General features: G+C 57.4%; 9 protein-coding genes. 6 read left to right on the top strand and 3 right to left on the bottom strand.

Translation table 11 applies throughout. The features are described from left to right. The first annotated feature begins 8 nt into the window (after positions 1 to 8). Complete coding sequence (gene pflB, locus OQH67_RS01095; protein ID WP_215434913.1) at positions 9 to 2,276, top strand: formate C-acetyltransferase; 2,268 nt, start codon at positions 9 to 11, stop codon at positions 2,274 to 2,276. A gap of 13 nt (positions 2,277 to 2,289) precedes the next feature. Next, on the top strand, positions 2,290 to 3,078 hold the full coding sequence (pflA, locus tag OQH67_RS01100) for a pyruvate formate-lyase-activating protein (RefSeq protein ID WP_215434912.1): 789 nt from the start codon (positions 2,290 to 2,292) through the stop codon (positions 3,076 to 3,078). 19 nt (positions 3,079 to 3,097) lie between these two features. Here the strand turns inward: pflA and OQH67_RS01105 are convergent, their stop codons facing one another. From OQH67_RS01105 to OQH67_RS01115, 3 genes are all read right to left on the bottom strand, one after another. Next, positions 3,098 to 3,397 carry a hypothetical protein gene (locus OQH67_RS01105; protein ID WP_215434911.1) on the bottom strand — a complete coding sequence of 100 codons (300 nt, stop codon included), beginning with the start codon at positions 3,395 to 3,397 and terminating at the stop codon, positions 3,098 to 3,100. A 75-nt stretch (positions 3,398 to 3,472) separates the two neighbouring features. Further along, positions 3,473 to 5,401: an LpxL/LpxP family acyltransferase gene (locus OQH67_RS01110; protein ID WP_215434910.1), complete on the bottom strand. Its 1,929-nt coding sequence runs from the start codon at positions 5,399 to 5,401 to the stop codon at positions 3,473 to 3,475. A 677-nt stretch (positions 5,402 to 6,078) separates the two neighbouring features. Beyond that, complete coding sequence (locus tag OQH67_RS01115) at positions 6,079 to 6,273, bottom strand: hypothetical protein (RefSeq protein ID WP_215458822.1); 195 nt, start codon at positions 6,271 to 6,273, stop codon at positions 6,079 to 6,081. A 10-nt stretch (positions 6,274 to 6,283) separates the two neighbouring features. On the opposite strand from OQH67_RS01115, the gene OQH67_RS01120 reads away from it, so the two are divergent. From OQH67_RS01120 to OQH67_RS01135, 4 genes are all read left to right on the top strand, one after another. After that, entirely contained in the window at positions 6,284 to 7,747 is a 1,464-nt protein-coding gene (locus OQH67_RS01120) for a hypothetical protein (protein ID WP_215437428.1), read from the top strand. A 204-nt stretch (positions 7,748 to 7,951) separates the two neighbouring features. Next, positions 7,952 to 8,116, top strand: coding sequence for a type B 50S ribosomal protein L36 (ykgO, locus tag OQH67_RS01125; protein ID WP_065529996.1), 165 nt, complete (start codon positions 7,952 to 7,954; stop codon positions 8,114 to 8,116). 86 nt (positions 8,117 to 8,202) lie between these two features. Further along, positions 8,203 to 9,342, top strand: coding sequence for a homoserine O-acetyltransferase family protein (locus tag OQH67_RS01130; RefSeq protein WP_215437425.1), 1,140 nt, complete (start codon positions 8,203 to 8,205; stop codon positions 9,340 to 9,342). A 405-nt stretch (positions 9,343 to 9,747) separates the two neighbouring features. Further along, positions 9,748 to 10,161 carry an OsmC family protein gene (locus tag OQH67_RS01135; RefSeq protein ID WP_067571486.1) on the top strand — a complete coding sequence of 138 codons (414 nt, stop codon included), beginning with the start codon at positions 9,748 to 9,750 and terminating at the stop codon, positions 10,159 to 10,161. Positions 10,162 to 10,175: the final 14 nt, after the last annotated feature.

Consider the following 10,175-nt stretch of genomic DNA (forward strand, 5'->3'; position numbering starts at 1 on the left):
TTTTGTTTATGGTCGGCATCATAAAAGACTTGAAAGAAGCCCCCGCCCTGCCGCAGGAATGGCAGGGATTCAAGCCGGGAGCATGGACGGAGTCCATTGACGTACGGGATTTCATCCAGCATAATTACACGCCCTATTCCGGCAATGAAGAGTTTCTTTCCGGCCCCTCCCAACGCACGCTTCGTTTATGGGATAAGCTGAAAGTCCTGCTGAAACAGGAAATAGACAACGGCGGCGTGCTGGATGCGGATGAAGAAGTGGTATCCTCCATCACATCCCACAAGCCCGGCTACATTGACAAGGAACTGGAAGTGGTCGTGGGCCTCCAGACGGACGCTCCCCTGAAGCGCGCCCTAATGCCCTTCGGCGGCCTGCGCATGGCCCAGCAGGCCCTGGAATCCTACGGATTCAAGATGTGCGAGAAAACAGCGGATATTTTCAAAAAGATACGCAAGACGCACAATGAAGGCGTTTTCGACGCCTACACCTCCGATATCCGAGCGGCCCGTTCCGCCGGAATCATCACCGGGCTGCCGGATGCCTATGGCCGCGGCCGCATCATCGGGGACTACCGTCGCGTGGCCCTGTACGGCACGGACAGGCTGGCCGCCGAACGCCGCAAGGACCTGAAAAATTATGAAAACAGGCCCCTCACGGACGACGTGATCCGCCTGCGCGAAGAAATGAGTGAACAAATCCGCGCGCTGGAGGAACTCGCCCAGCTGGGCGCCTCCTACGGCTGCGACCTCACCCGCCCCGCCGCCGATTCCCGCGAAGCCGTGCAATGGGCCTACCTGGGCTACCTGGCCGCCGTGAAAGAACAAAATGGAGCCGCCATGTCCCTGGGCCGCGTCTCCACCTTCTTCGACATCTACTTCACCCGCGACCTGGAACAGGGACGGATCACGGAAAAGGAAGTGCAGGAAATCATGGACCAGTTCGTGATGAAGCTGCGCATCGTCCGCTTCATCCGCACGCCCGACTACAACAACCTGTTCTCCGGAGACCCCACCTGGGTGACGGAATCCATCGGCGGCATGGGGGAAGACGGGCGCACACTGGTCACCCGCAGCTCCTTCCGCATGCTCCAGACCCTTTACAATCTGGGACCGGCTCCGGAACCGAACCTGACGGTCCTGTGGTCCGGGGATATGCCGGAAGCCTTCAAAAGCTTCTGCGCCAGGGTCTCCATAGAAACGTCCTCCGTCCAGTACGAAAACGACGACCTGATGCGCCCGCACTGGGGGGACGACTACGGCATTGCCTGCTGCGTCTCCGCCATGCGCATCGGCAAGCAAATGCAATTCTTCGGCGCCCGTGCCAACCTGGCCAAGTGCCTGCTGTACGCCCTGAACGGCGGCGTGGACGAACTCAAGGGCAGGCAGGTGGCCCCGCCCTCCCCGCGCTACACGGAGGAAATCCTCAAGTACGATGAGGTCATGGCCCTGTACGACAACATGCAGGACTGGCTTGCCAAAACCTACATCGACGCCCTGAACATCATCCACTACATGCACGACAAATACTGCTATGAACGCATTGAAATGGCGCTGCATGATCCGGAAATCCTGCGCACGATGGCCACGGGCATCGCCGGGCTGTCCGTGGCGGCGGACTCTCTCTCCGCCATCAAATACTCCACCGTAAAAGCTATCCGCAATGAAGAAGGCCTGATCGTGGACTTCAAAACGGAAGGCGAATTCCCCTGCTACGGAAACAACGACCCGCGCGTGGACGACATCGCGTGCAGCCTGGTGAGCAACTTCATGCAGAAGCTGCGCAAACTGCACACCTACCGCAACTCCCTCCCCACCCAATCCATCCTGACCATCACCTCCAACGTGGTGTACGGCAAAAAAACGGGCAACACCCCGGACGGCCGCCGCGCCGGAGAGCCGTTCGCGCCCGGAGCCAACCCCATGCACGGACGGGACAGGAACGGAGCCGTGGCCTCCATGCTTTCCGTGGCCAAACTGTCCTATGACGACTCCCTGGACGGCATCTCCTACACCTTCTCCATCGTGCCCCAGGCCCTGGGCAAGGAAGAAGGGGAACGCCGCACCAAGCTCTCCGCCCTGCTGGACGCCTACTTTGCCGCCACCGGCCACCACATCAACGTGAACGTCCTGGAGCGGGAAACCCTGCTGGACGCCATGGACCACCCGGAAAAATATCCGCAGCTCACCATCCGCGTTTCCGGCTACGCCGTCAACTTCATCAAGCTGACCCGGGAACAGCAGCAGGAAGTCATCAACCGCACCTTCCACATCCGCTAACCCATCTCCGCGGATGCCGCAGGCGCCCTTCCATCAACCGGACTCCGGCGGAAACTCTGCCGCCTCCGTCACGGGCCTGGTCCATTCCGTGGAATCCTGCGGCACCGTGGACGGGCCCGGCATCCGCTTCGTCCTCTTCCTGTCCGGATGCAGCCTGCGCTGCCGGTACTGCCATAACCCGGACGCCTCCTATGTTCGCCGGGGACAAACCAGAAGCGCCGCGGACATTCTGGAGGAACTTGCACGCTACCGGGACTTCCTGCAAGCGGCCGGAGGCGGCCTTACCCTCTCCGGCGGGGACCCGCTCTTCCAGCCGGCCTTTGCTAAAGCCGTGTTGAAAGGAGGAAAAGCCATGGGCCTGCACACCTGCCTGGACACATCCGGCCACCTGGGAGCGAATGCGGACGGCGAACTGCTGGAACACACGGACCTGGTCCTGCTGGACATCAAGGCATGGAATCCGGAACGCTACCGGAACCTGACGGGCGGAGAACTGCGCCCCACCCTGGAATTCGCGGAACGCCTGGCTGCCCTCCGCAAGCCCGTATGGCTCCGCTACGTGCTGGTGCCCGGCCTTACGGACGACATGGAAGACATGGCGCAACTTGCCCGCTGCGCCCGCCGCCTGGGAAACGTGGAACGCGTGGACATACTTCCCTTCCACCAGATGGGCCGCTTCAAATGGGATGAACTGGACCTGGATTATACGCTCCGGGACGTTCGCGAACCCTCCGCGGAACTGACGGAACAGGCCCGCAGTATTTTCCGCCGGGAAGGAATTTCAAGGTATGAAGTACATTGAGGAATTGTAAAAATTTTCTTCAGTCACGGGAACTGTCCAAAGCATCCATTCCCCCCTTGATCATTCCCAGCAAGATATCCACCTTATTTTCAGCTTTTAAAGCACGCTCACGCCATATCCTGACATCCAGCCCCACTCCTTCCTCGCGCGCTTGCAAAAGAAGGGCAATCACGGATTCCCTCACGCGCGAGGGAACCTTTTCACCCTGCTCCAGGCGAACCAGACAGGTTATATCGTAGCCGGATAGTTCTGCAAGACGAGCCAGGGTTAAATGGGTCTTCTTCCTCAACTTTTTAACATTAATTTCCCTGGACATCATGAATTTATATTTATCGGCGGCATATCTCCATGGCAACGGGATGAATAAACCTTCATTTCTGAAAAGGAAACCCCCTTAACTGGAAAAGGCATTTATCTCCCGCAGGGCATCCAGCGCTTCCTGCACGGAAATGCTGCGGTTGCAGGGAGTGCCACGGTCGCATTCCCTCAGGAAGCATGGGGAACAGCACTGGTGGCTGTACAGGGAGCGATGAAACTGCCCCAGCGGACGGCACACGTCCGGAAGCCTGGTGGAAAAGAGAGTCACCGTCGGAAGGCCGCAGCAGGAGCAGAGAGAGGGAATAACACCGTCCACGGCAATGGCCGCTGCGGCGGCATCCATGACGGGGAACAGGTCTTCCGGCGCCCCGGCCTTCATCTCCACCTGTAGCCGCTCCGCCAGAGCGGAAGCCCGCGCGCGGTCTTCCTCCAGCGCCACCAGCACCGGCCTGCCCGGAAGGGAGCGTACCAGTTCCTCCCATTGCTCCTCCCCCCATTCGCTGGCTGGCCCCAGCGTGGAAAACGGAGCGATCAGAACGGGAGCCCCCTCCCCGGCGTGCGCCTTTTTCACGGGAAACACGAAAGAGTTCCAGATATCCAGACCATGCAGATCCCCCAGGTGCAAATAGGGTCGGACGCGGTGAACGGGAGGAGCCGCTTTCAGAACGGAAGCCTTTACCCGGAACTTGTACTTCCGGCATCCGGGATGAGTATCCAGGCCGGAAAACATCATGGGGCCATACGGTGCCAGAGCCTTGAGAGTTTCCATATCCTGGTCCAGCATGACGCCCAGGTCCAGAGGGCCTTCATTGTAAAACTCATCCGCGGCTAATGCTTCCCGGAGCTGCTTCAGGGAATCGTGCGGCAGGACATGGGCCACTTCCTCAAATGTTTTCCAAACGCCCGCCTGGTCGGACGGGCAGATGACGCTCACCTGCATGTCCGGCCTGGCGCCCTTCAGCGCCCTGATCAATGGAACGGTCAGCAAGGCTTCATCCAGGGCCCTGGGAACGGCCACCAAAATGCGGTACGGCTTCAGTTCCATCTTCTCCAGAAGCCTGAACGTCTTTTCATCCCTGGGAGCAAAACGGTCAATGGACTTCCAGCGGTGGTGCATCCAGAACACGTCCAGAACGGACTTGCCGATCAACTCTTCCAAATGCCTGTTCACCTCCATGGTATCTCCCGCCAGAGAACCGTCGGAACCGGAAAAATCCACCACATTGCCCATATCCGCAATCCAGTGGCCCGGCTTGTCCGTACGCACGGCAATCGCCACCATGTCCGCCCCGGCCCGCTTGCGCAGCAGGGCGGGCAGCGGCGTCGTTCCGGTCACCTTGCCGAAAAAGGGAACATACACCCCTTCCCAGACGAACTGGTCGCTCAGCACGCCCAGCGCGCCCCCTTCCTTGAGCATCTTCATGGGTGCCTTGATGCCGCCCTCCTTGGAAAACATCTGCGTGCCCCGCTCCGTACGGCGCCTGTACATGTATTCCTCCATCAGAGGATTGTCAAACTGGCGGTACATGGAGCCGTAACGCTCAATCTCCGGATAAAACACGCATATTCTCGCCAGCGCCTCCCAATTTCCGGAATGGGCAATGGCGCACACCTGTCCGCGCCCTTCCAGCACGGGCCGGGCAAACGCCTCGTGCCCCGTAATTTTCACGCACTTTTTCAACTGGTCATCCGTCAGAATGGCCGTCTTGGCGGAACACAGGAAATTGGCGATCGTCCGCCGGAAATTCTCCTTGCCCAGCTTCTTCAGCTCCCTGCCGCGCAAGGCCGGGTCCAGGACGATACGCAGATTCCTTTCCACAATCTTCCGGCGCTTCGGCAGCAAATGCCATGCCGCGCCGCCGGCCATGCGCCCCAGGCGAAACAGCGTCTTCATGCCCACAAGCTTCAACAGTCCCTCCATCAGCAGGAATCCCTTCATCCCCGCATAATGGACAAACGCCTTCCGGGAGGAAGGAGGAGAATCGGATGAAAGAGAGCTCGCCATAAGAAAACCGGAGTGAATGTTATACAAATCCGCGCCGGTCCACAAACCCTTTATGTGCCGCATTGCTGGTCTTCATTTCCGCGCCCGGCGTCAAAAACCTACCGGAAGACTGGATTTTCGCGCAGGGCAGCGTTGCCGTTACAGCCATGCGTGTCCGAAACGCCTGCCGGAAAAATTCCACAGGGATGACTTTCCCCTTCCTCAAATCATCGGAAACTGCACTATCCAGACCGCCACAGAAGAGAGGGGTTAACGATTCGGGAAACTACAGCACTTCGCCCTATTCTCCGGATGTCCCTGCGGCGTTCAATCCGGCGAAATCGGAAGCAGCCGGGGATGTAAAGAGGCCTCTTTCAGTGCTTCCATCCCTAGCACGGACCTGATGGACAGCCGTGGCCCCCCCTGAAAGGCAAGCTTCTTCCTGCAACGGGAATGAAACAGTATTCCTATCAGGAAAAAAATCCAGGAGACTCCTCATTTCCTTTAATTTTATGATCCTCACCGGGTTTTATAATCCGGAAGTCAACGGAAAAATCTGGAGAAAAGTTGATTAGGGATAATAAGATATATAAGGATGACAGGAATAACAGGACGCTTCAAAATTCCCCTGTCATTCCTATGATCCTTATGTTCCCTGCCAAAGGCATCTTTGCATTGCGGCGTTGTTTTATCACGGATTATAAATCCGCTAGTTTCTCCATCAGCATATTGACGACAGTATTCAAACCATTGACGGAGAAAAAAATAATGTTTGGATTTCTTTTCTTTTTCATATTTCTGGCATCTCTTTTAATTCTGTGGCGGTGGCGTGCAAACGGACGGATGCTTTCATGGAAGAAAGTAATCCTTGCCGCCAGTATTTGCAGCCTCATTCTTTTTCCTATGGAACTGGTTTTCCGTCCGGACGGTGTGGTCGCGGGACGGTGGGAAAGTACGGGGGCCGTCCTGGTTCAGTACGGAATTTTCCTGGCGGCACTGTGCCTGTCCGTGCAGGCTCTGAATTGCGTTGTATGGCATGAGGCCCGGCACGAAACCGTATGGAAAACGTGGCAGAAATGGGGTGTCATGACCGTGACGGTTCTCCTTGCGGTCGCACTGTGGCGGCACTGGGGCACCATGTGCTCCTTTGATTTCCTCCACCGCCAGTATCCCCAGGTGCTTTCCGGACAGTACGATTTGATGCACACACTGGCCCACACGCTGATGTGCAAGGGGATTTTAAGCGTCTGGCATCATTTTCACGCTATTGTCCTTGTCCAGCTTGCGTTGCTTCTGCTGGTTTATTTCATGATTTTCTCATGGGGTGCGAGAGAGAAAATGCGGGTTTTGATTGTCCTCGGCGCTGTGTTCCTGTGCATGGTTCAGTTTGACATGGCGACCACCATTATCAAGGACGTTCCCTACGCCATTTCCATGATGGCCCTGACCGTCGGCCTGTGCACCTACATGCTGGAAAAACGTACTTCTTCCTTGTGGCTGATCGGGTTAGGCCTGGCCGGAACAGGCTGCCTGCGTTATGACGGCTATGTTCCGTTTTTCCTGACTACAGGGGTTCTTCTGGCTTATATGTTCCGGCATCCGCAGGAAAGGCGGCGCCTGGCAATTCCCGTTGCGGGAGCCCTTCTTTTCTGGCTCTTTGCCTTTGCCGCCCTGCCCTGCCTGATGAAAGCGGGGAGGGGGGCTTCCGGCACAAGGTACGCCAAGATGGCCCATGTAGTTTGTGACATTGTGGCGGAAGGAGGAAAGGTGAGTCCGGAGGACATGGAGCTGATTGAGCAGGAAATCATGCCCAGGGAGGTGATAATGAGACAGTACGGTCTCTACAAGGATTCCATGCATCCTGCCGTATCAGCCGGACATGGGGAAAAGTATCTTCATACGGGCCTGTTTGAAACCTGGGAAACCGGCAGGAAATACGGGTTTGCCTGGACTTTGTCCGACAGGGGGGGGGACGCAGTCAGAAAACTGTTCTTTTCCGTAGCGGCGGACAATCCCGCGCAGGCGGCAAGGATTCTTCTCCTGAACAGCCAGATGGTATGGAATCTGCCCGCATCATCCAATACCCGGAAAATGCCGCAACTTTGGCTGTTTTACGGCTGCGTTCTCGGTTTCCTGGTGTATGGAATACAGAAGAGAAAATCTTGCCTGATTCCCTTTGTACCGTTTTGCTCAGTTCCTCTGGTGATCAGCGCTGCGGCTACGACCTATGAAATCAGGTACATGCTGCCTGTGGTGGTGCTGTTTCCCATTCTGATACTTTATTCCATCGGCTGTGCCAAGAGGGCCGCGGCTGCGGAGGAGCCTTCCACAAAAAAGCCTGGGCCCGTTTCCGGAGAAAAGCCGTGACAAGGAGCTGGAGGAAATATCCCGTAACTGGAGAATTGCCTGGCGATGACGGCCGCCTGTAAAACGGCCCCTGCTTCAGATTTGCCGTAAAAATGGCTGCCGCAGAGCCATGATTTCACTTTCGGTAAAGAAATGACTTTACAATTATTAACCAAACGGTATATTCCGTCTCCCGAACCGAACACCAAACCGGAGTTATACACCATGAAAGTTCTTTCTTCCTTAGCCTCTATGAAGCGCCGCCACGCAGACTGCCAAATCGTGAAGCGCAAGGGCACGCTGTATGTGATTTGCAAGAGCAATCCCAAATTCAAGGCCCGCCAGGGCGCCACGGCAGGTACGCGTCTTTCCAAGAAGGGCGTCAAGTAAACCCTGGCCCAACACAGATTTAAAAAAGACCGCCGCCCGCCGGGTGCCGGTCTTTTTTTGGTGACCGAACTCCTTCCTACATGCCCATGCAGCTTCCCTACGTCCAAACCAGATTCCTGGACCTTCCCGGCTCCTTCCCCCTGAGGAACGGCGCCGTGGTGGAGAAAGTGCGCATCGCCTATGAGCAGTACGGAACCCCGTCGCCGGAAAAGGACAACGTCATCCTGCTGTTCCATGCCCTTTCCGGCAGCCAGCACGCCTACGGCTATAACCCGGACGTGCCGGGCATCGGCGCCCTCTGGAAACCGGAAAACCATGAAGGCTGGTGGAACAGCATCATCGGCCCCGGAAAACCTCTGGACACGGACCGCTTCTGCATCATCTGCGCCAACTATCTGGGGGGCTGCTACGGCACGACCGGCCCCGCCAGCCCCAGCCCCGCGGACGGCCTGCCCTACGGCTCCCGCTTCCCGCATGTGGAAGTGGCGGACCAGGCCCGCTTGCAGGCGCTGCTGCTCGACAGCCTGGGGATTGAACGCGTGCATCTGGTCGGTCCGTCCGTGGGCGGCCTGATTGCCCTGAGCCTTGCCTGCCAGTTCCCGGAACGCGTCAAAAGCTTTATTTCCATCGGTTCCGGCTACAGGGCCTCCATCGAACACCGCCTCTCCCTGTTTGAACAAATCCTGGCCATTGAACTGGACCCGGATTTCCGGGACGGAGACTATTACCAGGGCCCTTTCCCCAAAAAAGGGCTGGCCTTCGCCCGCATCATCGGCCACAAATCCTTCGTTTACCAGGAAGGGCTGGAACAGCGCGCCAGAAAGGAAGTGGGCGGCCAGTCCGGCATGCTTGCGTGGCTGAGGCCCACCCGCAGCACGCAAAGCTACATGCTGCACCAGGGCACCAAATTCGCGGAACGCTTTGACGCCAACTCCTACCTACGCATTGCGGACATGTGGGCGGAATTCGACATCCGCGACCATGCGCCGGAAGGTACGTTTTCCGCCGCGCTGGAAGGATTCCGCCGGGAAACAATTCCCGCCCTCATCTTTTCCATTAATACGGACTGCTGTTTCCGTCCGGCGGAACAGCAGGACTTTGCGGACCAAATGGAAAAAGCCGGCATTCCCGCGGAATTCCATACCATCATTTCCACCAAGGGGCATGACTCCTTCCTGCTGGAACCGGAACTTTACGCGGAACCGATCCGCCGCATTCTGGGATAAGGCCCGGCACGTCGCAGTCCGGCAATGCCGATTCCGCTGCCTTACGGATTTTCAGCGATATTGCGCTCCGGCCTCCGCTCTGCAACAATTCCGGGCCTCGAAAAGCGGGAACCTTCCGCTACCAAGTCCCAGGCTCTGGAGACATAAACCGCGGTAAACCGGCGTTTTCCCTGTTCTTTTACAACCTCGCCCGCCGGGTGCGGCAGGGCTGCCGCCCTTCCCGTCCGCAATTCTTCCGGCACGGAGCTATGGCCGTCCGGAACATGAAGCATGACTCAGAGAGATACCGTAATCGCCGGAACAGGCCGCATTTTCTCCCCTTCCCTGTTTTCTTCCCTAATAATTCAGGGACAAAACTGACAAACTGCGGATGAGTCCGCACCCGGCATTTCCTGTCATACCATTATGACTGATGATAAATATACTTCCCGCACGGAAAACGTGGGGCAATTCCGCTGTGAAACCACCTACGCCCGCTCTGAGGAAAAAACGTTTACCGACCTGTCCGCCAGTTACGGAGGCAGGGAAAAGTACCCCACTCCCGGCATGCTGCTGGGGGCTACGCTCTCTTCCTGCATGATGAGTCTGCTTTCCGTAATTGCGGCCAGAAAAGAAGTCGACTTGAGGGGGATGCGCATCCTGGCCCATGCCGTGGAATCTGAAAAAGGCATTGAAAAAATTGAACTGAAAGCCGTCATGCCCCTGGACGGCAGCCATCCGCTGCGCTCCATGCTGGAAAAAGCCGCCATGACCTGTCCGGTCCGCCGGGCGCTGCATCCGGATCTGGAAACCCCCATCGAATGGGAATGGAGGAAATAGGGATTTCCCTTGCT

Origin of the sequence: Akkermansia biwaensis, assembly GCF_026072915.1 — a bacterium.
In the GTDB taxonomy this organism is placed as follows: domain Bacteria; phylum Verrucomicrobiota; class Verrucomicrobiia; order Verrucomicrobiales; family Akkermansiaceae; genus Akkermansia; species Akkermansia biwaensis.

Coding starts and splice junctions, on each gene's coding strand:
- pflB (WP_215434913.1), top strand. CDS start 9: ATGGTCGGCATCATAAAAGACTTGAAAGAAGCCCCCGCCCTGCCGCAG.
- pflA (WP_215434912.1), top strand. CDS start 2,290: ATGCCGCAGGCGCCCTTCCATCAACCGGACTCCGGCGGAAACTCTGCC.
- OQH67_RS01105 (WP_215434911.1), bottom strand. CDS start 3,397: ATGATGTCCAGGGAAATTAATGTTAAAAAGTTGAGGAAGAAGACCCAT.
- OQH67_RS01110 (WP_215434910.1), bottom strand. CDS start 5,401: ATGGCGAGCTCTCTTTCATCCGATTCTCCTCCTTCCTCCCGGAAGGCG.
- OQH67_RS01115 (WP_215458822.1), bottom strand. CDS start 6,273: ATGAGGCTGCAAATACTGGCGGCAAGGATTACTTTCTTCCATGAAAGC.
- OQH67_RS01120 (WP_215437428.1), top strand. CDS start 6,284: ATGGAACTGGTTTTCCGTCCGGACGGTGTGGTCGCGGGACGGTGGGAA.
- ykgO (WP_065529996.1), top strand. CDS start 7,952: ATGAAAGTTCTTTCTTCCTTAGCCTCTATGAAGCGCCGCCACGCAGAC.
- OQH67_RS01130 (WP_215437425.1), top strand. CDS start 8,203: ATGCAGCTTCCCTACGTCCAAACCAGATTCCTGGACCTTCCCGGCTCC.
- OQH67_RS01135 (WP_067571486.1), top strand. CDS start 9,748: ATGACTGATGATAAATATACTTCCCGCACGGAAAACGTGGGGCAATTC.